Below are 22,927 nucleotides of genomic sequence, written 5' to 3' on the forward strand. Positions count from 1 at the left end.
GAACCTGGGCTGGCGCCGTTGTCAAAGTGATGCCCGGACCAGCTCTGGGAGTGCTTTGCAGCTTGCCTCACCGTGTTTGACATATTGCATCACTTTTGAAACATGGTCGGAACGTCCGGCTTTATAACACGAAAATAAGGCGATTCCGAGCATCTCCGGGCCGCCGGTTGGACAGCGCAAGCGCGCTGCGATTCCCTAAATGTTGAGTCGGATGTGTTCAAATAACGTCTGTGCGACGTGCAGCGCGTACCGGGTCTTCCCCTATGTGGTGCATCCGCGGGCCGCGGGCGGCCCCTGCCGGCCGGCCTCGGTCCGGCCCCGACCCCTCCCGCGCCGTCGCGCATCAGCCTCCTGGAAGCCACAGCGATCCCATGCCTAGACCCATTCACGCCGTCATCCACCAACCGGCCCTAGCCAACAACCTGGAAGTCGTGCGCCGCTGCGCACCCGAAGCGCGCGTCTGGGCCGTGGTCAAGGCCAACGCCTACGGCCACGGCATCCGCCGCGCCTTTGCCGGCCTGCGCGCCGCCGACGGCTTCGGCCTGCTCGACCTGAACGAAGCCGTGCTGCTGCGCGAGCTCGGCTGGCAGGGCCCGATCCTGCTGCTGGAAGGTTTCTTCCAGCCCCAGGACGTGCCGCTGCTGGAGCAATACCGCCTCACCACCGCGGTGCATTGCGAAGAACAACTGCGCATGCTGGAAGCCGGCCGCCCCAAGGGGCCGCTGGCGATCCAGCTCAAGCTCAATACCGGCATGAACCGCCTGGGCTTCCGCCCGGACCAGTACCGCGCCGCCTGGGAGCGCGCGCGCGCCCTGCCGTGCGTGGGCAGCATCGTGCATATGACGCATTTCTCCGATGCCGACAGCCCGCGCGGCATCGCGCACCAGCTCGCGGTGTTCGACGCCGCCACGGCCAACCTGCCGGGCGAGGCCAGCCTGTCCAATTCCGCCGCCACGCTGTGGCATCCCCAGGCGCACCGCGCCTGGGTGCGGCCGGGCATCGTGCTGTACGGCGCCTCGCCGTCCGGGGTGGCGGCCGACGTGAGCAGCTTCGGCCTGCAGCCGGCCATGTCGCTGCACAGCGAGCTGATCTCCGTCCAGGACCTCCAGCCCGGCGATACCGTCGGCTACGGCTCGCTGTTCACGGCGGACCGCGCCATGCGCATCGGCGTGGTGGCCTGCGGTTATGCCGACGGCTACCCGCGCCATGCCGCCGGCTGGGGCGACAACCCGGCGCCGGTGCTGGTCGACGGCGTGCGCACGAACCTGGTGGGCCGGGTCTCGATGGACATGATCTGCGTCGACCTCACGCCTTGCCCCAAGGCCCGCGTGGGCAGCGCCGTGACCCTGTGGGGCCAGGGCCTGCCGATCGACGACGTGGCCGCGGCCAGCGGCACCGTGGGTTACGAGCTGATGTGCGCGCTGGCGCCGCGCGTGCCGGTCACGGTGGCGACGCTGACGGCGCCGGAGCAGGCCGCGCTGGCCTGACGCCGGGGCCGCGGGCGGGCCGGCGCCGGCCCGTGGTCTGCCTGGCCCGGCGGCGGTGCGCCGTCCGTGCGCCGTTTCGTCTCCGCCCGCCTGTTTCGGCGGTTTTTCGCCGCGTCTTGTTGCCGCCGCCGCCGCTCCGGTGGTTTTCCACCGCTTTCACCGTCTCCACCGTTTTCCCCGAGGATCCCAGTTGGCCAAGCCAAAGAACGTCTATACCTGCACCGAATGCGGCGGCACCTCGCCGCGCTGGCAGGGCCAGTGCCCGCAGTGCCAGCAATGGAACACGCTGGTCGAGACCGTGGCGGAAACCGCGTCGGCCAAGCGCTTCGCGCCGCTGGCCGCCTCGGCCCGCGTGCAGCGCCTGTCCGAGATCGACGCGGCCGACGTGCCGCGCTTTTCCAGCGGCATCGAGGAATTCGACCGCGTGCTGGGCGGCGGGCTGGTGGCCGGCGGGGTGGTGCTGATCGGCGGCGATCCCGGCATCGGCAAGTCCACGCTGCTGCTGCAGGCGCTGGCCAACCTCGCCGCCGAGCGCCCCGTGCTGTACGTCAGCGGCGAGGAGTCCGGCGCGCAGATCGCGCTGCGCGCCCAGCGCCTCGGCGTGGACAGCCCGCAGCTCGCCTTGCTGGCGGAGATCCAGCTGGAGAAGATCCAGGCCACGCTGGAGGCGGAAAAGCCCGAGGTGGCGGTGATCGACTCGATCCAGACGCTGTATTCCGAGGCGCTCACCTCGGCGCCCGGCTCGGTGGCCCAGGTGCGCGAATGCGCGGCGCAGCTCACGCGCATCGCCAAGGGCAGCGGCACCACCATCATCCTGGTCGGCCACGTGACCAAGGAAGGCGCGCTGGCCGGCCCGCGCGTGCTCGAGCACATCGTCGACACCGTGCTGTACTTCGAGGGCGACACCCATTCCTCGCACCGCCTGGTGCGCGCGTTCAAGAACCGCTTCGGCGCGGTCAACGAACTGGGCGTGTTCGCCATGACCGAGCGCGGCCTGCGCGGCATCAGCAACCCGTCGGCGCTGTTCCTGTCGCAGCACGAGCAGCAGGTGGCCGGCTCCTGCGTGCTGGTCACGCAGGAAGGCACGCGGCCGCTGCTGGTGGAAGTGCAGGCGCTGGTCGACGCCGCGCAGGTGCCCAACCCGCGCCGGCTGGCCGTGGGGCTGGAGCAGAACCGGCTGGCCATGCTGCTGGCGGTGTTGCACCGCCATGCCGGCATCGCCTGCTTCGACCAGGACGTGTTCCTCAACGCAGTGGGCGGCGTCAAGATTGCCGAGCCGGCGGCCGACCTCGCGGTGCTGCTGGCGATCCATTCGTCGATGCGCAACAAGCCGCTGCCGCGCGGCCTGGTGGTGTTCGGCGAAGTCGGCCTGGCCGGCGAGATCCGGCCCAGCCCGCGCGGGCAGGAACGCCTGCGCGAAGCCGCCAAGCTGGGCTTCACCACCGCGGTGATTCCCCGCGCCAACGCGCCCAAGCAGCCGATCGACGGCCTCGAGGTGATCGCGGTCGAGCGGCTGGAGCAGGCTATCGACCGTGTGCGTCATCTGGAGTGAGAGCCGCTGCGTCAATCCGCCGCAACAGGCGCGTTTGCGGCGCCGCGCACGGCGCGTGGCGCGCTGCGCAAAATCGGTAATAATGAGCCTCGCATCGCGCACGTCCGGTCGTCAGGCCGGCGGCGCGCCGACACCGATGCGCGGTCCTGCCCGGTCCCCGGGTCCAATTCGCTACTGAACCATGCAAGCCAATTCGCGCAGTTTCTTCCTGTTGATCGCCGTGATTTCCTTCGGCCTGGTCGGCTATGCCCTCTACCTGCAGCACGTGGAGGGCTACCAGCCATGCCCGCTGTGCGTGATGCAGCGTTTCGCCTTCGTCGGCATCGGCATCTTCTCGCTGCTGGCCGCCATCGCGCAGAGCACGCGCAGCCTGTGGCAGGGGCTGGGCATGCTGTCCGGCATCGGCGGCATCGCCGTGGCCGGCTATCACGTGTCGCTGCTGCTCAACCCCAAGGCCAGTTGCGGCATCGACCCGCTGGAGAACTGGGTCAACCGGCTGCCCACCGCCAAGCTGCTGCCGCAGGTGTTCTACTCGGACGGCCTGTGCACGGCGCCGCTGCCGCCGATTTTTGGTTTGTCGATTCCGGCCTGGTCGCTGATCTGGCTGTTTATTTTGACTGCGACTTTGGCGGTGGGGATGATTCGGAGGGAGAGGAATTATCGGTAGTTTTTTGATTTTATTTTGGGGTTTGGGGGGATTTTAAGGTTGGCGGTTTAATGTTGATTGCTTGACGTCGACGGATTAATGCTAAATTCAATGGCTGAATGTCAACGACTGAATGTCAACGGTTGAACGTCAAAGTCAACTGCTGAACGTCAAAATCAAAGTCAACTTCAAAGTCAAAGGCTTTCGCTCCCCCGGAGCGACCTACTTTCTTTTCCCCGAAAAGAAAGTAGGCAAAGAAAGCGGGCTGCCTGGCCGGCAGGGGCAGAGCCGAACAGGGTTTCTCGGGGTGGTGGTTTCGTGGTGGGGCCTGTGGTTCTGCTGGGATTCTGCCGGTACCGGTTCTGGTGGCCACTATCTCTCGGGTGATGTTCGATTCGTGGTGGCGCTGCATGATGGCGGTGGTCCAGGCCCTTCGGGCTGCTGCCGCGACCGGCGCGGAGGGGATCGTCATAGGGGCGGTGCTGGTTTCGTGGTGGGCGTGGTGGCCCCCATTCGATCTCAGTGCCAAACGGTTTTGACTTGAGAGGTAATCCGGGTCAAAGCAACCCAACACACTCGCGCGGGGTCCACCACGCCCACCACGAAACCAGTGCCGGTGCTACGCCGCGACCGCCAAAACCGGTAACGGCAGATGCCCGAACCAGCAGTGCGCTCGCCATCATAGGTCTGACCCCGAAACCCATACCGCCAGCCAGATCGTGGCCAGCCGAACCGGTAACGGCAGGATGCCAGCAGAACCACAGGCCCCACCACGAAACCACCAACAAGAGAAATCCCAACGTTTCTGCCCCTGCCGGCCAGGCAGCCCGCTTTCTTTGCCTACTTTCTTTTCGGGGAAAAGAAAGTAGGTCGCTCCGGGGGAGCGAAAGCCTTTGACTTTGATGTTGACTTTGACTTTGACGTTCAGCCGTTGACGTTAAGAAGTGGCTATTAACATTAAGCCATTAAAATTGAAATAATCTTCCAAAAAATCAAACAATCCCCTCAATCTGCTCCTGCAACTCCAGCCAACGCTCCTCGAGCGTATCAAGTTCCCCCCCCACTTCCCCCTGCCGCTTGAGCATCTCCATCAACTTCCCCTTGTTACCCTCCGCATAACTGCTCTCGTCGGCCATGAACGCATCGATCTCGCTCTTGGCCTGCTGCAGCACGGCCATGCGCTTTTCCACCTTTTCCAGTTCCTTGGTCAGCGGCTTGCGCAACTGCGTCAGGCGCTGGCGTTCGTCGGCTTCGGCGCGGCGCTGGTCGCGGCGGTTGACCGCGGCGGCGCCGTCGCCCGCGGCGGGGGCCTGCGCGGCGCTGGCGGCGTTGCGCTTGGCCGCGGCCTGTTGCAGCAGCCAGTCGCGGTAGTCGTCGAGGTCGCCGTCGAACGGCTTCATGGTGCCGTCGCCGACCAGCATGAACTGGTCGGTGGTGGCGCGCAGCAGGTGGCGGTCGTGGGAGACCACGATCAGGGTGCCTTCGAACTGCGCCAGCGCCATCGTCAGCGCTTCGCGGGTGTCGAGGTCGAGGTGGTTGGTCGGTTCGTCGAGCAGCAGCAGGTTGGGCTTCTGCCAGACGATCAGCGACAGCGCCAGGCGCGCCTTCTCGCCGCCGGAGAACGGCTCGATCGGCGCGGTGGCCATGTCGCCGCGGAAGTTGAAGCTGCCGAGGAAGTCGCGCAGTTCCTGCTCGCGCGTGTCCGGCGCCAGGCGCGCCAGGTGCTGCAGCGGGGAGTCCTGGTCGCGCAGCGTCTCCAGCTGGTGCTGGGCGAAGTAGCCGATCTGCAGGCCCTTGCCCTGGCGCAGCTTGCCGGCCAAGGGCTCTTGCGTGGCCGCCAGCGTCTTCACCAGCGTGGACTTGCCCTGGCCGTTGGCGCCGAGCAGGCCGATGCGCTGGCCGGTCTGGATCGACAGCGACAGGTTGTGCAGGATGGTCACGGGCGGCGCGCCGGGCGCGGGCGGCGGATAACCGCAGTCCACGCCTTCGAGCACCATCATCGGGTTGGGCGCCGAGTCCGGCTCGCGGAACTCGAAGGCGAAGCCGGCGGCGATGTGCACCGGCGCCAGCCGCTCCATCTTCTCCAGCGCCTTGACCCGGCTCTGCGCCTGGCGCGCCTTGGTGGCCTTGGCCTTGAAGCGCGTGATGAACGATTCGAGGTGGGCGATCTCTTTCTGCTGGCGCGAGTAGGCCGACTGCTGCAGCGCCATCTGCTGCAGGCGCAGCGTCTCGAACTGGGTGTAGTTGCCGCCGTAGCGACGCAGTTGCTGGTTTTCGATGTGCACGGTGACGTTGCAGATCGCGTCGAGGAATTCGCGGTCGTGCGAAATCATCACCAGCGTGCCGGGATAGCGCGCCAGCCAGTCTTCCAGCCAGACGATGGCGTCGAGGTCCAGGTGGTTGGTCGGTTCGTCGAGCAGCAGCAGGTCGGACGGGCACATCAGCGCCTGCGCCAGGTTCAGCCGCATGCGCCAGCCGCCCGAGAACGACGCCACCGGCTGCGACACCTGCGCCAGCGTGAAGCCCAGCCCCAGCAGCAGCGCCTCGGCGCGCGCCGGCGCGGTGTAGCCGTCGGCGTCGGCGAAGGCGGCGTGGGCGTCGGCCTCGGCGGTGCCGTCGCCGCTGGCCTGGGCCGCGGCGATGCGCGCCTCGATCTCGCGCAGGCGGGTGTCGCCGTCGATGGTGTATTCCACCGCGCTGCGCGCGACCGCCGGGGTTTCCTGCGCCACGTGGGCGATGCGCCACTGCGGCGGGATGGCGACGTCGCCGCCGTCCGGATGCAGCTCGCCGCGCAGCATGGCGAACAGGGTCGACTTGCCGCTGCCGTTGGCGCCGACGAGGCCGACGCGCTCGCCGGGGTTCAGCGTCACGCTGGTGTGGTCGAACAGCACCTTGGTGCCGCGCTGGAGGACTAGCTGGTCGATTCGGATCACGGGAGGGGAACGCTGGAGATAAAGCCGCCGGAGATGAGCGATGGCCGGCCCGGCATGGCACGGGTCAACCCGGCATTGTAGCCGCTTCGCATGATGCTGCCCGTCAAATGGCGGCGCGCGGCGGCGTATGGCGGAGGATGGCGGCGAGGTTCGGCGGGCCGCCGCGCGCGGACTCCGGCGGTGGCCGCGCTGGGACGGCAAAGGGATGGCAAGGAGACAGCAGCCTAGGTATAAACCCTTGCCCGCGTAAAACTCTATTTTCATGGTACGCGTTTTGCGTGTAAATTAATTTACATAGATGCGCACCGCCTGCATGCTTTTTTTTCGTGCATGGCTTCGCGGCGGCGCATCCCGTCAACCAGAACCGCACCCATGTCCCTCGGCAATTCCGGCAATTCCGGCACCAACGGATCCTCCGGCAAGAACGGCAACGGCTCGATCACCGAGCGCATCGCCCGCGCCCTGCCCACGCTGACGCCCGCGCACCAGCGCATGGCCGAATACGTGCTGGGCAATCCGTTCCGCGCCGCCACCATGCGCATCGACGAACTGGCGGCGGCGGTGGAGGTCTCGGTGGCCACCGCCAACCGCTTCGCGCACGCGCTCGGCTTCGAGGGCTATCCGCAGTTCCGCACCGAGCTGGTGCGCGGTTTCGAGGCCACGCTGGCGCCGGTCGAGAAGCTGCGCACCGAACTGGAGCGCCCGGCCACGGTGGCGGCGGTCATCGCCGCCTCGCTCGACGAGGACGTGCGCAACCTCGAGGCCACGCGCCGCGGGCTCGATGCCGAGTCCTGCGAGCGCGCGGTGGAAGCCATCCTGTCGGCCGAGCGCGTGTTCGTGGTGGGCTTCGGCGCGAGCGGCTTCCTGGCCGGGCTGCTGCAGCACGGGCTGGACCTGTCGTGCCGCACCGTGATCTCGGTGTCGGGCGCGGGCGGCGCGTCGACCGCGGCGCGCGCGCTGTTCAAGCTGCAGCCCAGCGACCTGCTGATCGTGATTGGCTTTCCGCGCTACGTGTACGACACCGTGACCATCGCGCGGCGCGCGCGCGCGCACGGCGCGCGCATCGTGGCGCTGACCGACGGGCCGACCTCGCCGCTGGCGGCGCTGGCCGACATCGCGCTGTACGCGCACACCGGCCGCCAGCTTTCCGCCAACTCGGACACCGCCGTGCTGGCTTTCATCGAAGGCCTGTGCGGCGCCGTGGCGCACCGCGCCGCGCACGCCGTCAAGGCCGCCGCCGAGATGACCGAATTCCTGCTGCCGTGGCTGCACGGCGCGCCGCCCGGCCAGGGCCGCGACGCGCGCGAGCGCCACGACGAAGCAGCCGAAGGCCGCGCCAAGGGCGCGCCCGCGCGCCGCAAGAAACCCACTCCCGACGCATCGTGAACCCCAACCTTACCCCTGTGATCGCCATCCACGGCGGCGCCGGCACCATCACCCGTGCCGCCATGAGCCCCGCCCGGGAGGCGGAATACACCGCCGCGCTGAGCGGCGTGCTGCAAGCCGGCCAGCGCGTGCTGGCCGACGGCGGCAGCGCGCTCGACGCCGTCACCGAAGCCGTGCGCCTGCTCGAGGACTGCCCGCTGTTCAATGCCGGCCGCGGCGCCGTGCTGACCCGCGCCGGTACCTACGAGCTCGACGCCGCCATCATGGACGGCGCCACCCGCGCCGCCGGCGCGGTGGCCTGCGTCAAGTGCCTGCGCAATCCGGTGCTGGCCGCGCGCGCGGTGATGGAGCAGAGCGAGCACGTGCTGTTCGCCGGCGACGGCGCCGAGGCTTTCGCGCGCGCGCGGGGCCTGGAACTGGTGGAGCCCGCCTACTACTTCACCGAGGCGCGCCGCGAGCAATGGGAGCGCGCGCGCGGCACCGCCGGCACGGCGCTCGACCACGACGCCGCCAGCCGCGCGGCCGAGCCCATCGACCCCGACAGCAAGTTCGGCACCGTGGGCGCGGTGGCCTGCGACGCGCAGGGGCGCCTGGCCGCGGCCACCTCCACCGGCGGCGTCACCAACAAGCAGGTCGGCCGCGTCGGCGACACGCCCATCATCGGCGCCGGCTGTTACGCCGACGACGTGGCCGCGGTGTCGGCCACCGGCACCGGCGAGATGTTCATCCGCGCGGTGGCGGCCTACGACGTGGCCGCGCAGATGCGCTACGCGGGCCTGCCGCTCGGCGAGGCCGCGCGCCGCGTGGTGATGGAGAAGCTGCCGGCCATTGGCGGCCGCGGCGGCCTGATCGCGGTGGACCGCGCCGGCAACGTCGCGCTGCCGTTCAACACCGAAGGCATGTACCGCGGTTTCGCCCGGGTGGGCGAGGCGGTCAACGTGTGGATCTACGGTTGAGCCGGCAGGCGCGGCATCGATCCATCCCGGCATCAACAGCATCAACAGGCATCAAGGGGTCCAAGTGGCTGCAGCATCCTCTTCCCGGTCGGCCCAAGCGGGCATCGTCCTGTCACCGCAGCGGGTGGTTTCCGTCAACGATCTCACCGTGCGCTTTTCCACCTCGGAGCGCACCGTGGAGGCCGTGCGCGGCCTGAGCTTCCACGTCGACCGCGGCGAGACGCTGGCCGTGGTGGGCGAGTCGGGCTCGGGCAAGTCGGTGACGTCGCTGGCGCTGATGCGGCTGGTCGAGCACGGCGGCGGCAAGATCGCCGGCGGCAGCATGGCGCTGCGCCGGCGCGGCGGCGAGGTGATCGATCTCGCCCGCGCCGACAACGCCACCATGCGCGGCGTGCGCGGCAGCGACGTGGCCATGATCTTCCAGGAGCCGATGACCTCGCTCAACCCGGTGTTCCCGGTGGGCGAGCAGATCGCCGAATCGATCCGCCTGCACCAGGGCAAGGGCCGCGCCGAGGCGCGCGCCGAAGCACTGCGCATGCTGGAGATCGTGCGCATTCCCGAGGCGCGCCGCGTGCTGGACCGCTTCCCGCACCAGCTCTCGGGCGGCATGCGCCAGCGCGTGATGATCGCGATGGCGCTGTCGTGCAAGCCGGCGCTGCTGATCGCCGACGAGCCGACCACCGCGCTCGACGTGACCATCCAGGCCGAGATCCTGCAGCTGATCCGCAACCTGCAGGCCGAGATGGACATGGGCGTGGTCTTCATCACCCACGACATGGGCGTGGTGGCCGAGGTGGCCGACCGCGTGCTGGTGATGTACCGCGGCGAACGGGTGGAGGAGGGCACCGCCGAGCAGGTCTTCGCCGCGCCCGCGCATCCGTACACACGCGCGCTGCTGTCGGCCGTGCCCAAGCTCGGCGCCATGCAGGGCACCGACTGGCCCGCCAAGTTCCCGCTGCTGCAGCTCGACCAGTCCGCGCCGGCCGCGCCCGGGGCGCCGCAGGACACCGTGCCGGCCGGCGCCGCGCCGATCCTGCGCGTGCGCGACCTGGTGACGCGCTTCGACGTGCCGGGCGGCCTGCTGGGCCGCGTGGCGCGCCGCGTGCACGCGGTCGAGCGCGTGAGCTTCGACCTCCATCCCGGCGAGACGCTGGCGCTGGTGGGCGAGTCCGGCTGCGGCAAGTCCACCACCGGCCGCTCGCTGCTGCGCCTGGTCGACAGCCAGAGCGGCACCATCGAATTCAACGGCCAGGACATCAGCCAGATGAAGGGCGGCGCGCTGCAGACCCTGCGCCGCAATATCCAGTTCATCTTCCAGGACCCGTTCGCCTCGCTCGACCCGCGCGTGCCGGTGGGCTACTCCATCATGGAGCCGCTGCTGGTGCACAAGGTGGCCAGCGGCAAGGAGGCCGAGCAGCGCGTGGCCTGGCTGCTGGAAAAGGTGGGCCTGAGCGCGGCGCACGCCTCGCGCTACCCGCATGAATTCTCGGGCGGCCAGCGCCAGCGCATCTGCATCGCGCGCGCGCTGGCGCTCAATCCCAAGGTGGTGGTGGCCGACGAGTCCGTGTCCGCGCTCGACGTGTCCATCCAGGCGCAGATCGTCAACCTGATGCTGGACCTGCAGCGCGAGATGGGCATCGCCTTCCTGTTCATCTCGCACGACATGGCGGTGGTGGAGCGCGTGAGCCACCGCGTGGCGGTGATGTACCTGGGCCAGATCGTGGAGATCGGCCCGCGCCGCGCGATCTTCGAGAACCCGCAGCACCCGTACACCAGGAAGCTGATGTCGGCGGTGCCGATCGCCGATCCGGCGCGCCGCCACCTCAAGCGCGAGCCGCTCAACGACGAGATCCCCAGCCCCATCCGGCTGCTCGGCGACGAGCCGCTGGTGCAGCCGCTGGTGGCCGTCGGCGGCAGCGCCGCCTCGCAGCATTTCGTAGCCCGGCACGCCATCGGCGGTGCCTACTAACCGACGCCTTTCCAAGGAGAATCGATGATGACCCGGATGATGTTCCGCTTGGCCCCCTCGAAGCTGATCGCCGGCGGCCTGGCCCTGGCCGCGCTCGGCGCCGGCCCCGCCTTCGCCGCCAAGGACGCCGTGATGGCGGTGTATTCCACCTTCACCACGCTCGACCCGTACGACGCGAACGACACGCTGTCGCAGGCCGCCAGCAAGTCCTTCTACCAGGGCCTGTTCGGCTTCGACAAGGACATGAAGCTGGTCAACGTGCTGGCCGAAAGCTATGAAGCCAGCAAGGACGGCCTGACCTACACCATCAAGCTCAAGAAGGGCGTGAAGTTCCACGACGGCACCACCTTCGACGCCGCCGCCGTCAAGGCCAACTTCGACCGCGTCACCAACCCGGCCAACAAGCTCAAGCGCTACACGCTGTTCAACCGCGTGGCCAGGACCGACGTGGTGGACGCCAGCACCGTCAAGGTCACGCTGAAAGAGCCGTTCTCGCCGTTCATCAACGTGCTGGCCCATCCGTCGGCGGTGATGATCTCGCCGGCCGCGCTGCAGAAGTACGGCAAGGACATCGCGTTCCACCCGGTCGGCACCGGCCCGTTCGAGTTCGTCGAGTGGAAGCAGCCCGATCACCTCAAGGGCAAGAAGTTCGCCGGCTTCTGGAAGACCGGCGACCCGAAGATCGACACCATCACCTGGAAGCCGGTGGTGGACAACAACACGCGCGCGGCCATCATGCAGACCGGCGAAGCGGACTTCGCCTTCAGCATCCCGTTCGAGCAGGCCGCCGTGCTCAAGGGCAATCCCAAGGTGGACCTGATCGACGCGCCGTCGATCATCCAGCGCTACCTGAGCCTGAACACCACGGTCAAGCCGTTCAACGACCCCAAGGTGCGCCAGGCCATCAACTACGCCATCAACAAGGACGCGCTGGCCAAGGTGGCCTTCGCCGGCTACGCCACGCCGTCCGACGGCGTGGTGCCCGCGGGCGTGGACTATGCCGAGAAGCTGGGCCCGTGGCCGTATGACCCGGCCAAGGCGCGCGCGCTGCTCAAGGAAGCCGGCTACCCGAACGGCTTCGAGACCACGCTGTGGTCGGCCTACAACCACACCACCGCGCAGAAGGTGATCCAGTTCGTGCAGCAGCAGTTGCAGCAGGTCGGCATCAAGGCGCAGGTGCAGGCGCTCGAAGCCGGCCAGCGCGTGGAGAAGGTCGAGAGCGTGCAGAAGCCGGAAGACGCCGGCGTGCGCATGTACTACGTGGGCTGGTCGTCCTCGACCGGCGAGTCGGACTGGGCGCTGCGCCCGCTGCTGGCCTCCGAGTCGATGCCGCCCAAGCTGCTCAACACCGCGTACTACAAGAACGACCAGGTCGACGCCGACATCGCCAACGCGCTGCGCACCACCGACCGCGCCGAGAAGGCCCGCCTGTACAAGGACGCGCAGCAGCAGATCTGGAAGGACGCGCCGTGGGCCTTCCTGGTGACGGAGAAGGTGCTGTTCGCGCGCGCCAAGCGCCTGAGCGGCGCCTACGTGATGCCCGACGGCTCGTTCAACTTCGACGAGATCGACATCAAGCAATAAGGGCTGCGGGCTGCCGGGCGCAGGCGGCCCGGCCCGGCGGCAGGCGGTACCAAGCAGTACCAGGCAGTACCCGCAGGCAGTACGGCGCAGCAAGCCGTGCATGGCCGCCCGCCCGCGGATGCGGGGGCAGGGCGGGCGGCCCGCGGTCTTTTTCTTTCCGGTGCATCATGCTGAATTATTTTCTCAAACGATTCCTGGGCGTGATTCCCACACTGCTGATCGTGGCGGTGCTGGTCTTCATGTTCGTCCACCTGCTGCCCGGCGATCCCGCCCGGCTCGCGGCCGGCCCCGAGGCCGACCAGGCCACGGTGGAGCTGGTGCGCCGCGACCTCGGCCTGGACAAGCCGCTGCCCGAGCAGTTCGCGCAGTTCTTCTCGAACGCGCTGCGCTGGGAATTCGGCAACTCGCTGCGCACCAAGCGTCCGGTCAGCGAGGAGATCGGCGACCGCTTCATGCCCACGCTGTACCTGACGCTGGCCTCGATGGTGTGGGCGGTGGTCTTCGGCATGGCGATCGGCGTGACCTCCGCGGTGTGGCGCAACCGCTGGCCCGACCGCCTCGGCATGACGCTGGCGGTGTCCGGCATCTCGTTCCCGGCGTTCGCCCTGGGCATGCTGCTGATGGAAGTGTTCTCGGTGCAGTTGGGCTGGCTGCCGTCGATCGGCGCCGATTCCTGGAAGCACTACATCCTGCCCTCGCTCACGCTGGGCGCCGCGGTGGCCGCCGTGATGGCCCGCTTCACGCGCGCGTCCTTCGTCGAGGTGCTGCAGGAAGATTTCGTGCGCACCGCGCGCGCCAAGGGCGTGGGCGAGCTGCTGGTGGTGGCCAAGCACTGCCTGCGCAACGCCATGATTCCTGTCGTCACCATGATGGGCCTGCAGTTCGGCTTCCTGCTGGGCGGCTCGATCGTGGTCGAGAAGGTCTTCAACTGGCCCGGCCTCGGCCGCCTGCTGGTGGACGCCGTGGAGATGCGCGACTACCCGGTCATCCAGGCCGAGGTGCTGCTGTTCTCGCTCGAGTTCATCCTGATCAACCTGGTGGTCGACGTGCTGTACACCGTCATCAACCCCGCCATCCGCTACAAGTAAGGAGAGGCCGGCATGACCCAGCTTTCCACGTCCGCCGGCGGCAACGCCGCCGCGCCCGCCGCCGCGCCGGAAGCGGTGCGCACGCCCTGGACCGAGTTCTGGCGCAAATTCCGCAAGCAGCACCTGGCGCTGGGCGCCGGCGTGTTCGTGCTGCTGCTGGTGGCGGTGGCGGTCTTCGCGCCGTACCTGGTGCCCTACGACCCCGAGAACTTCTTCGACTACGACGCGCTCAACGCCGGCCCCTCGGCCGCGCACTGGTTCGGCGTGGACTCGCTCGGGCGCGACATCTTCAGCCGCATCCTGGCCGGCACCCGCATCTCGCTGGCCGCGGGCTTCTTCTCCGTCATCATCGGCGCCATCGTCGGCACCGTGCTGGGCCTGCTGGCCGGCTACTACGAAGGCTGGTGGGACCGCATCGTCAGCCGCATCTCGGACGTGCTGTTCGCGTTTCCCGGCATCCTGCTGGCGATCGGCATCGTCGCCATCCTCGGCAACGGCATGACCAACGTGATCTTCGCCGTGGCCATCTTCAGCATCCCCGCGTTCGCGCGCCTGGTGCGCGGCAACACGCTGATGCTCAAGCGCCTGACCTACGTGGAGGCCGCGCGCAGCATCGGCGCGTCCGACTGGACCATCCTGATGCGACACATCCTGCCGGGCACGATCTCGTCCATCGTGGTGTATTTCTCGATGCGCATCGGCACCTCGATCATCACCGCCGCCAGCCTCTCGTTCCTCGGCCTGGGCGCGCAGCCGCCCACGCCCGAGTGGGGCGCCATGCTCAACGAGGCGCGCGCCGACATGGTCACGGCGCCGCACGTGGCGATCTTCCCCAGCCTGGCGATCTTCCTCACGGTGCTCGCCTTCAACCTGCTCGGCGACGGCCTGCGCGACGCGCTCGACCCGAAGATCGACCGCCGCTGAGCGCGAGCCGCACATGCGCCAGGAACCGATCCACGAGCTGACCCACATCGGCGCGCTGCCGGCCGGCGCGCGCGGCACCATCGCCGACGTGCCCGGCGTGACCGTGGGCCACTGCACGCTGGCGCGCGGCGCGTGCCAGACCGGCGTGACGGTGGTGCTGCCGCACGCCGGCAACCTGTTCGCCGACAAGGTGCCGGCCGCCGCCACCGTGCTCAACGGCTTCGGCAAGAGCGTGGGGCTGGTGCAGGTGGAAGAGCTCGGCGTGCTGGAGACGCCGATCGCGCTCACCAACACCTTCGCCGTGGGCGCGCTGGCGCAGGCGCAGATCCGCCAGGCCATCGCCGCCAACCCGGAGATCGGCCGCGCCTGGCCGACCGTCAACCCGCTGGTGTTCGAGTGCAACGACGGCTACCTCAACGACATCCAGGCCATGCCGGTGCGGGAGGCGCACTACGCGCAGGCCTGCGCGGCGGCGGCCGCGGATTTCGCGCAGGGCGCGGTGGGGGCGGGGCGCGGCATGTCCTCGTTCGGGCTCAAGGGCGGCATCGGCTCGGCCTCGCGCCGGGCGGGCGCATACCACGTGGGCGCGCTGGTGCAATCCAACTTCGGCGTGCTGCCCAACCTCACCGTGGCCGGCGCGCGCCTGGGCGGCAGGCTGGCCGCGCGCCTGCAGGCGCAGGCGCACGCCGAAGCGCAGGCCGGGCCGGAGAAGGGCTCGATCATCATGATCGTCGCCACCGACGCCCCGCTCGACGCGCGCCAGCTGCGCCGCCTGTCGCTGCGCGCCGGCGCCGGGCTGGCCCGCACCGGCTCGGTGTTCGGCCACGGCTCGGGCGACATCGCGCTGGCGTTCTCCACCGCCTGCACCGTGCCGCAGCAGGCCGACGCGCCCATGCCGGCGCTGGCCATGCTGCACGAGAGCCGGCTCGACGCGCTGTTCCAGGCCGCCGCCGACAGCGTCGAGCAGGCCATCCTCAACGCGCTGTGGCGGGCCGAAAGCGTGAGCGGCCGCGACGGCCACCGCCGCATCGCGCTGCGCGAGCTGATGCCCGAACTGCCGCAATGGCTGGCGCGCCACGCGGCGCCAGCCGACTGATCCCGGAGCGCGATGAAGATCCTGATTTCCACCGACATCGAAGGCGTCGCCGGCGTCTTCCACGCCGAGCAGGCCCGCGCCGGCAACGGCGAATACGAGCGCGCGCGCGCCTGGATGACCGCCGAGGCCAACGCCGCGGTGCAGGGCGCCTTCGCCGGCGGCGCCACCGAAGTGCTGGTCAACGACTCGCACGGCGGCTTTCGCAACCTGCTGCCCGACCAGCTCGACCCGCGCGCGCGCCTGGTGCTGGGCAAGCCGCGCTATCTCGGCATGATGGCCGGCGTGGAAGGCTGCGACGGCGTGTTCATGGTCGGCTACCACGGCCGCGCGCAGAGCCGCGGCATCCTGGCCCACACCATCAACAGCAGCGCCTTCGCCCGCGTCTGGCTGGGCGGGCAGGAGATGGGCGAGGCCGGCTTGTATGGCGCGCTGGCCGGCGAGTTCGGCGTGCCGGTGCTGATGGCCAGCGGCGACGACGTGTTCGTCGAAGAGACGCGGCCGCTCATGCCGTGGGTGCGCTACGTGCAGACCAAGCAAGCCGGTGGCCACGGCAGCGGCACCACGCTGTCGCCGGCGGCCGCGCGCGAAGCCATCGCCGCCGCCGCCGGGCAGGCCGTGCGCGAGGCCGGCGGACAAGCGCTGTGCATTCCCGGCCCGGTGCGGTGCCGCCTGCAGGCGCACAGCCCCGCCTACGCCGACCTGTTCTGCCAGTGGCCCGCGCTCGAGCGCGTGGACGGCGTCACGCTGGTGTTCGAAGCCGCCTCGGTGCAGGCGGCGGTGCGCATGCTCAACTGCCTGTCGGCGATGTCGTTCATGCTCAGGTAGGCGCGCCGGCCGGCGCGGCCGCGATTGGAGGACAATAGCGGCCTGGCCGCGGCAAGGATGCCGCGGCCAGGCTGTCTTGCATTCACTCATCGTGCCGCGCGCGGCGGCCATCACGCGCAGATTCATGACCGCAGTCAACGGCGAAAGCTGGACCCCAGTACGCAAGGATTTCGTCGACCTCGCCACGCGCTGCCACCAGCACGTGGGGCGCGCGCGCCATCACGGCTTCGGCAACGGGCAGGCCTACATCCTGCGCGACGCGCACGGCCACGAGCATCCGTTCGGCGAGGCCTGCGCGCGCGCCGTGCTGGCCGAGCCGGCCGGGCTCGACCTGGTGCCCGACTACACCGAGCGCGACGCCGGCCCCGCCGCCGCCGTGCCCGCGGCCACGCCGCCGTCGGCCGAGGAATTCGAGCTGACCGCCCCGGCCCCGCTCCGCGCGCGCCGCGCCGGCGTCCGCCGCGATGCCTCCGCCGACGCCGCCCGGCGCCGCGCCGACGCCATCCGCTACCTGGTGCTGCGCATGGAGAAGGTGGCCGGCGTGCCGCGCGTGCAGCCCACGGTGCGCTTCCCGGCGCTGGAGGAGGTCTACCAGGACTACCTGCGCAGCGGCGACCTGCCCGAGGCGCAGGTGCGGCGCATCCTCGCCATCGAGCGCAGCGCCACCACGCCGGCCAAGCTCAAGAGCCTCAATCTGCTCGACGTCTACACCGCCCACGTCAAGCTCGAACGCGCCATCCGCGAATCCAGCCGGCTGGAGCAGCAGCGCTTCCTGCGCAGCCTCCACGACTGGCTCGCGCGCCACCTGGTGCTGTCCGCCGCGCAGCTTGCCGCGGCGGGCATCGAGATGCATCCGCATGCGTTCCGCTCGCCGCTGCTGCGCGAGGCCGGCGCGGACAAGGCGGGCGCGGGCCGGGGCTGAGCCGCGCTGGGCCTCCGGGAAGGCCCGATGGCAATAGCCGCCCGGTTGGCGTCTAATACCGGCACCCCCACTGCTCGCCAGGCGCGAAATACGCTGTCATGTCCGTGCATACCGGCTTTTCCCGCAGCTACGCCGAAGCCCGGCGGAAATTCCTCGACGCGGCGCGCGCCGCCGGCGCCACGCTGGCCGGTTTCCCGCACCCGACCATGCGCGGCAGCGCCGGCGAGGAGCTGGCCATCGACGTGGCCTGGGCCGGCGCCGCCGAGGCCCGGCGCGTGCTGCTGGTGACGTCGGGCGTGCACGGCGTGGAGGGCTTCTGCGGCTCCGGCGCGCAGGTCGCGCTGCTCGGCGACGCGGACCTGCGCGCGGCGTGCGCCGGGGCCGGCGTGGCGCTGATGCTGGTGCACGCGGTCAATCCCTACGGCTTTTCGCATCTGCGGCGCGTCAACGAGGACAACGTCGACCTCAACCGCAATTTCATGGATTTCACCCGGCCCCTGCCCGAGAACGCGCCCTACGCGCAGATCGCGCCGCTGCTGCTGCCCGCGCAGTGGCCGCCCTCGGAGGCCGACCAGGCGGCGCTGATGCGGTCGGTGATGGCGAAAGGCCTGCCGTGGTACCAGGCGGCCGTCAGCGCGGGCCAGTACCACGCGCCGGACGGCCTGTTCTTCGGCGGCGGCAAGGCCACCTGGAGCAACTACACGCTGCGCCGCATCCTGGCCCGCTACGGCGCCGGGCGCGAGGCGCTGCGCTGGCTGGACATCCATACCGGCCTGGGCCCGCGCGGCTACGGCGAGCCCATCTACATGGGCCCGGACGCGGCCGCGCCGGTCGCCCGCGCGCGCGCCATCTGGGGCAGCCACGTCACCTCCATCCACGATGGCTCGTCGGCCTCGGCCAACCTCACGGGCATGGCCTGGCAGGCGGTGCCGCAGACGCTGCCCGCGGTGGACTACAGCGGCATCGCGCTGGAGTTCGGCACCCTGCCCGTGACCGAGGTGCTCGAGGCGCTACGCGGCGACCACTGGCTGCACCTGCATCCCGAGGCCGACGAAGGCCAGCGCGAGCTGATCCACCAGGCGATGTGGCGCGCGTTCTACGGCGACGCCGACGACTGGCGCGAAGGCGTGGTCGAGCAGGTGCGCGAGGCCGCGGGCAGGGCGCTGGCCGGCTGGTAGCAGCGGGTAGCTGGCAGCGGCCGGCGGGCAGGCAAGGAAACCGCCGCGCGGCGGCGCTGCATCCGGCGCTTGCCGTATACAATCCGGCACAGCCAAATTCGCCGGTGCCGCCGGCTTTCCCGCTCATGCCGAATCCAACCCGGGCCTTCCTGCTCGGTCCGCTGCTCAAGGGCGTATCGCGCTCTTTCTATCTCACGCTGCGCATCCTCCCCGCGGGCATGCGCGATCCGATCGGGCTGGCCTATCTGCTCGCGCGCGCGGCCGACACCATCGCCGACACCTCGCTGATCCCGCCGGCGCAGCGGCTGGCCCTGCTGCTGTCGTTCCGCGACCAGGTCAACGGCGCCGCCGGCGACGCGGCGCTGATGCGCCGCATGGCGCAGGAGGTCGGCGCGCAGCAACAGCAGTCCGACGAAAAGGTCCTGCTCGAATCGCTCGGCCCCGCGCTGGCGATCCTGCCGCAGTTGAGCGAGTCCGACCGCGAGGCCGTGCGCGGCATCGTCTCGACGCTGGCCAGCGGCATGGAATTCGACCTGCGCACGTTTCCCGACGAAGCCTCCGGCCGCCTCGTCGCGCTGCGCACGCTGGACGAGCTGGACCGCTACACCTACCTGGTGGCGGGCTGCGTGGGCGAGTTCTGGACCACCATGACCTATGCGCACATGCCGGGCGTGCTCAAGGCCGGCCCCGACACCATGCTGGCGCTGGGCGTGCGCTTCGGCAAGGCGCTGCAGATGACCAACGTGCTGCGCGACTGCGGCAAGGACCTGCGCATCGGCCGCTGCTACCTGCCGGCGGCGCTGCTGGCGCGCCACGGCCTGGCACCGCAGGACCTGCTGGCGCCGGCCAATGCGGCGCGCGCGCGGCCGCTGCTGTTCGAGCTGGTGCATCACGCGCTCGGGCATTTCCGCGCGGCGCTCGACTACACGCTGGCCATTCCCGGCTCGGCCGTGCGGCTGCGGCTGGCCTGCATCTGGCCCATCGTCATCGGGCTGGAGACCTTGCTGCTGCTGGTGGACAACCCGGCGTGGCCGGACCCGGCCAGGATCTCCAAGGTGCGGCGCAAGGCGGTGTACCGGGTGATGGCGTATTCGCTGCCGGCGGTGGCGTCGGACCGGCTGGTGCGGCGCTGGGTCGAGGGGCTGCTGGCGCGCATCGAGGCCAGGATGGCGCCCGCGCGCGCCGGCTGACGGCCGGGCGCCGCCGCTTCACTCGGGCTGCCGGCCGCGCGTCTTCCTCGCGCGCCGGTGCCCGCGTGGTCCGTCAGCCCGGCAGTCCTTCGTAGGTCACCAGGAACACCTGTTCCTCGCCGGCGCTGACCGGCAGCCAGATCAGTTCCAGTTCCGGGAACGCCGCTTCCACGTTGGCGTGCTCGTTGCCGATCTCCACCACCAGCACGCCGCCCGGGTTGAGGCGCGCCTTGGCGCCGGCGATGATCCGCCGCACCACGTCCATGCCGTCGTCGCCGCCGGCCAGCGCGATGCGCGGCTCGGCCAGGTATTCGGCGGGCAGCGCCTGCATCGAGGTTTCGTTGACGTAGGGCGGGTTGGTGAGGATCACGTCGTATTTCGCGCCGGCCGGCAGCGGGGCGTAGAGATCGCCCTGGTACAGGCTGATGCGGTCGGCCATCTTGTAGTCGGCTACGTTGCGGCGCGCGACTTCGAGCGCGTCGGGCGAGATGTCGACCGCGTCGATGCGCGCCTGCGGCCAGACGTGGGCGGCGACGATGGGCAGGCAGCCCGAGCCGGTGCACAGCTCGAGCACCGGGCCGATCTCGGCGATGTCGCCGACCCACGGTTCCAGCCCTTCCTGCAGCAGCTCGCCGAGGAAGCTGCGCGGCACGATCACGCGCGAGTCCACGTAGAAGCGCAGGCCGTGCATGAAGGCTTCGTTGGTGAGGTAGGCGGCGGGCACGCGCTCGCTGACGCGGCGCTCGATGACGTTGAGCACGGCCTCGATTTCCTCGGGCAGCAGGCGGGCGTCGAGGAACGGGTCGAGCGTGTCGAGCGGCAGGTCGAGCGTGTGCAGGACCAGGTAGGCGGCTTCGTCGTAGGCGTTGGCGCTGCCGTGGCCGAACGACAGCCTGGCCCTGGTGAAGCGCGAGACGGCCAGGCGCAGCAGGTCGCGCACGGTTTGCAGGGGGGAGGGCGTTGCCATTGCGATGGTCCTAGTGTTTCTGCGTTCAGTCGATCGGGCGTTCAGCCGATCAGGCGATCAATCGTTCCAGCACGCCGCGGTAGACATTCTTGAGCGGCTCGACGAAGCGCTCTTCGACGTGCTCGTCGATCTTGTGGATGCTGGCGTTGGGTGGGCCGAACTCGATGACCTGCGGGCAGATCTTGGCGATGAAGCGGCCGTCGGAGGTGCCGCCGGTGGTGGAGAGCTCGGTCCTGACGCCGGTCTCGGCCTCGATGGCGCCGGCCAGCGCTTCGGACAGCTCGCCGCGCGCGGTCAGGAACGGTTCGCCGCCGAGGGTCCAGGCCAGCTCGTAGTCGAGGCCGTGGCGGTCGAGGATGGCATGCACGCGCGCCTTCAGGCCCTCGGGCGTGCTGGCGGTGGAGAAGCGGAAGTTGAAGTCGACCGTGACGTGGCCCGGGATCACGTTGGTGGCGCCGGTGCCGCCGTGGATGTTCGACATCTGCCAGCTGGTGGCGGGGAAGTATTCGTTGCCTTCGTCCCAGCGTTCGCCCACCAGTTCGGCCAGCGCGGGCGCGGCCAGATGGATCGGGTTCTTCGCCAGGTGCGGGTAGGCGATGTGGCCCTGCACGCCCTTGACGGTGAGCTTGCCCGAGAGCGAGCCGCGGCGGCCGTTCTTGACCATGTCGCCGAGCGTGTCGACCGAGGTCGGCTCGCCGATCACGCAGTAGTCCAGGCGCTCGCCGCGCGCCTTGAGCGCCTCGACCACCTTGACGGTGCCGTCGTGCGCGGGGCCTTCCTCGTCGCTGGTGATGAGGAAGGCGATGGAGCCGGCGTGGTCCGGGTGCTGCCGCACGAACTCTTCCGACGCCACCACGAAGCCGGCGATCGAGGTCTTCATGTCGGCCGCGCCGCGGCCGTACAGCTTGCCGTCGCGGTGGCTGGGCTGGAACGGGTCGGAGCCCCATTGCTCGAGCGGGCCGGTGGGCACCACGTCGGTGTGGCCGGCGAAGGCCAGCAGCTTGCCGTCCTTGCCCTGCGTGCCGCGCCTGACGGCCCACAGGTTGGTGACGCGGAAGTCGTCGGGGCCGCTGACGATCCACTCGCATGCGAAGCCGATGGCCTTGAGGCGGGTTTCGAGCACGGCCTGGCAGCCTTCGTCGGCGGGCGTGACGGAGCGGCGGCGGATCAGGTCTTCGGTGAGGGCGAGGGTCGGATTCATGGTGGCGTGTGCGCGGCCTCGGGGCCGGCGCTGCAGTACAGGGGGTTGGGCGGGGAGTTTACGCTTTCCGGGGGCGGTGGCCGATGTTCTTGCGTTGGGTGGCGCTCGCGGGCGCACCCCGGAGCCGCCGGCACGCAACCCGCCGCCAGCCCAGCAAGAACGTCAGAACAACCCGGCGTAACCATCCGCCGAAAAACCGACGGAAATCTTCCCGCCGCGGTCGAGCACCGGCCGCTTGATCAGCGACGGGCTCTGCTGCATCAGCGCGATCGCGCCCGCTTCGCTCTCGGCGCGGGCCTTGTCGGCGTCCGACAGCGCGCGGTACGTGGTGCCCTTGCGGTTGAGCAGCGTGGCCAGCGGCACGTGCTTGAGCCAGCCGCGCAGCAGCGTTTCGTCCACGCCTTGCTTCTTGAAGTCGTGGAAGGTGTAGGCCACGCCGTTGGCGTCGAGCCAGGTGCGGGCCTTCTTGACGGTGTCGCAGTTGGGAATGCCGTAGAGCAGGACGGTCATGGTGTGCGGTGCGCCTTGTCGGCGCTTAGCGGAACAGCAGGTTCAGGGCGACAACCAGCGCGCCCAGGCCCAGCGCCACGCCGGCCATCGCCACGCTGGTCATCAGGCGCAGGCGGCGGTCCAGCCGCGCGGCTTCCTTGCGCAGCGCCTCGATGGTGATGGCGTGCTGCTCGGCCAGCAGCTTGACCGCTTCGGCCTGCTGCACGGCGGCGGCTTCGAGCTCCGCGATGCGGGCGGCGGCGGAACCGTCGCGCGCTTCGATGGATTCGGGCCCGGCGTTCTCCGGCGCGCCGTCCTTGCGCCGGCCTTTCTTGATCTTCTCGATGGTCTTGTTGGCCTGCTCGAGAATGGTCGGCAGAAGGGACAGCACGGTGCTGACGGTGGCGGGATCCAGGGCCATGAGTCGCTTGCGGAGGGAGGGCATCGGTCTGACGGCGGAGGGGGGGGGGGGGGGGGGGGGGGGGGGGGGGGGGGGGGGGGGGGGGGGGGGGGGGGGGGGGGGGGGGGGGGGGG

Annotated in this window: 20 protein-coding genes; 14 read left to right on the top strand and 6 right to left on the bottom strand. The window is 69.9% G+C overall.

Annotated features, from left to right (window positions below):
* Window positions 1–371 precede the first annotated feature (371 nt).
* The 3 genes from alr (at window position 372) to AC3WXD_RS30515 (ending at window position 3,706) form a co-directional block, all read left to right on the top strand.
* Complete coding sequence (gene alr / locus AC3WXD_RS30505) at window positions 372–1,487, top strand: alanine racemase (protein WP_020202745.1); 1,116 nt, start codon at window positions 372–374, stop codon at window positions 1,485–1,487.
* A 190-nt stretch (window positions 1,488–1,677) separates the two neighbouring features.
* On the top strand, window positions 1,678–3,039 hold the full coding sequence (gene radA / locus AC3WXD_RS30510; RefSeq protein ID WP_020202746.1) for a DNA repair protein RadA: 1,362 nt from the start codon (window positions 1,678–1,680) through the stop codon (window positions 3,037–3,039).
* 181 nt (window positions 3,040–3,220) lie between these two features.
* A complete protein-coding gene (locus AC3WXD_RS30515) occupies window positions 3,221–3,706 on the top strand; it encodes a disulfide bond formation protein B (RefSeq protein ID WP_020202747.1) in 486 nt (161 codons plus the stop codon).
* 115 nt (window positions 3,707–3,821) lie between these two features.
* Here AC3WXD_RS30515 and AC3WXD_RS30520 read toward each other — a convergent pair whose 3' ends face one another.
* Entirely contained in the window at window positions 3,822–4,157 is a 336-nt protein-coding gene (locus tag AC3WXD_RS30520; RefSeq protein ID WP_492325334.1) for a hypothetical protein, read from the bottom strand.
* Between the two features lie 520 nt (window positions 4,158–4,677).
* Window positions 4,678–6,618, bottom strand: a complete 1,941-nt coding sequence (locus AC3WXD_RS30525) for an ATP-binding cassette domain-containing protein (RefSeq protein WP_059412831.1) — start codon at window positions 6,616–6,618, stop codon at window positions 4,678–4,680.
* Between the two features lie 372 nt (window positions 6,619–6,990).
* On the opposite strand from AC3WXD_RS30525, the gene AC3WXD_RS30530 reads away from it, so the two are divergent.
* From AC3WXD_RS30530 to AC3WXD_RS30580, 11 genes are all read left to right on the top strand, one after another.
* A complete protein-coding gene (locus tag AC3WXD_RS30530; protein WP_020204580.1) occupies window positions 6,991–8,004 on the top strand; it encodes a MurR/RpiR family transcriptional regulator in 1,014 nt (337 codons plus the stop codon).
* Window positions 8,005–8,066: 62 nt separating this feature from the next.
* The gene (locus tag AC3WXD_RS30535) at window positions 8,067–8,960 is read left to right on the top strand and encodes an isoaspartyl peptidase/L-asparaginase family protein (RefSeq protein ID WP_492325341.1); all 894 of its coding nucleotides are present in this window, start codon (window positions 8,067–8,069) and stop codon (window positions 8,958–8,960) included.
* Window positions 8,961–9,024: 64 nt separating this feature from the next.
* On the top strand, window positions 9,025–10,929 hold the full coding sequence (locus tag AC3WXD_RS30540) for a dipeptide ABC transporter ATP-binding protein (RefSeq protein ID WP_492325335.1): 1,905 nt from the start codon (window positions 9,025–9,027) through the stop codon (window positions 10,927–10,929).
* Window positions 10,930–10,953: 24 nt separating this feature from the next.
* Window positions 10,954–12,513 (top strand): glutathione ABC transporter substrate-binding protein GsiB, encoded by a 1,560-nt coding sequence (gsiB, locus tag AC3WXD_RS30545; protein WP_492325336.1) that lies wholly within the window; start codon window positions 10,954–10,956, stop codon window positions 12,511–12,513.
* Window positions 12,514–12,680: 167 nt separating this feature from the next.
* A complete protein-coding gene (gene gsiC, locus AC3WXD_RS30550) occupies window positions 12,681–13,601 on the top strand; it encodes a glutathione ABC transporter permease GsiC (RefSeq protein WP_020204576.1) in 921 nt (306 codons plus the stop codon).
* 12 nt (window positions 13,602–13,613) lie between these two features.
* Complete coding sequence (gsiD, locus tag AC3WXD_RS30555) at window positions 13,614–14,525, top strand: glutathione ABC transporter permease GsiD (protein ID WP_059412829.1); 912 nt, start codon at window positions 13,614–13,616, stop codon at window positions 14,523–14,525.
* A 13-nt stretch (window positions 14,526–14,538) separates the two neighbouring features.
* Window positions 14,539–15,621: a DmpA family aminopeptidase gene (locus AC3WXD_RS30560; RefSeq protein ID WP_492325337.1), complete on the top strand. Its 1,083-nt coding sequence runs from the start codon at window positions 14,539–14,541 to the stop codon at window positions 15,619–15,621.
* A gap of 12 nt (window positions 15,622–15,633) precedes the next feature.
* Complete coding sequence (locus AC3WXD_RS30565; RefSeq protein WP_492325338.1) at window positions 15,634–16,446, top strand: M55 family metallopeptidase; 813 nt, start codon at window positions 15,634–15,636, stop codon at window positions 16,444–16,446.
* A 124-nt stretch (window positions 16,447–16,570) separates the two neighbouring features.
* Window positions 16,571–17,368: a hypothetical protein gene (locus tag AC3WXD_RS30570; protein ID WP_492325339.1), complete on the top strand. Its 798-nt coding sequence runs from the start codon at window positions 16,571–16,573 to the stop codon at window positions 17,366–17,368.
* A 98-nt stretch (window positions 17,369–17,466) separates the two neighbouring features.
* A complete protein-coding gene (locus tag AC3WXD_RS30575) occupies window positions 17,467–18,546 on the top strand; it encodes a M14 family metallopeptidase (protein ID WP_020204571.1) in 1,080 nt (359 codons plus the stop codon).
* Window positions 18,547–18,671: 125 nt separating this feature from the next.
* Window positions 18,672–19,736, top strand: a complete 1,065-nt coding sequence (locus AC3WXD_RS30580; protein ID WP_020204570.1) for a phytoene/squalene synthase family protein — start codon at window positions 18,672–18,674, stop codon at window positions 19,734–19,736.
* Window positions 19,737–19,809: 73 nt separating this feature from the next.
* On the opposite strand, the gene prmB is transcribed toward AC3WXD_RS30580, so the two are convergent.
* The 4 genes from prmB to AC3WXD_RS30600 form a co-directional block, all read right to left on the bottom strand.
* The gene (gene prmB, locus AC3WXD_RS30585) at window positions 19,810–20,703 is read right to left on the bottom strand and encodes a 50S ribosomal protein L3 N(5)-glutamine methyltransferase (protein ID WP_020204569.1); all 894 of its coding nucleotides are present in this window, start codon (window positions 20,701–20,703) and stop codon (window positions 19,810–19,812) included.
* 49 nt (window positions 20,704–20,752) lie between these two features.
* Window positions 20,753–21,904, bottom strand: a complete 1,152-nt coding sequence (gene dapE / locus AC3WXD_RS30590; RefSeq protein WP_492325340.1) for a succinyl-diaminopimelate desuccinylase — start codon at window positions 21,902–21,904, stop codon at window positions 20,753–20,755.
* Between the two features lie 162 nt (window positions 21,905–22,066).
* Window positions 22,067–22,414: an arsenate reductase gene (locus tag AC3WXD_RS30595; RefSeq protein ID WP_020204567.1), complete on the bottom strand. Its 348-nt coding sequence runs from the start codon at window positions 22,412–22,414 to the stop codon at window positions 22,067–22,069.
* A gap of 25 nt (window positions 22,415–22,439) precedes the next feature.
* Window positions 22,440–22,838 carry a hypothetical protein gene (locus tag AC3WXD_RS30600; RefSeq protein WP_043366982.1) on the bottom strand — a complete coding sequence of 133 codons (399 nt, stop codon included), beginning with the start codon at window positions 22,836–22,838 and terminating at the stop codon, window positions 22,440–22,442.
* Between the last annotated feature and the right edge of the window lie 89 nt (window positions 22,839–22,927).

This window comes from Cupriavidus sp. FW216-B1 (assembly GCF_058789195.1).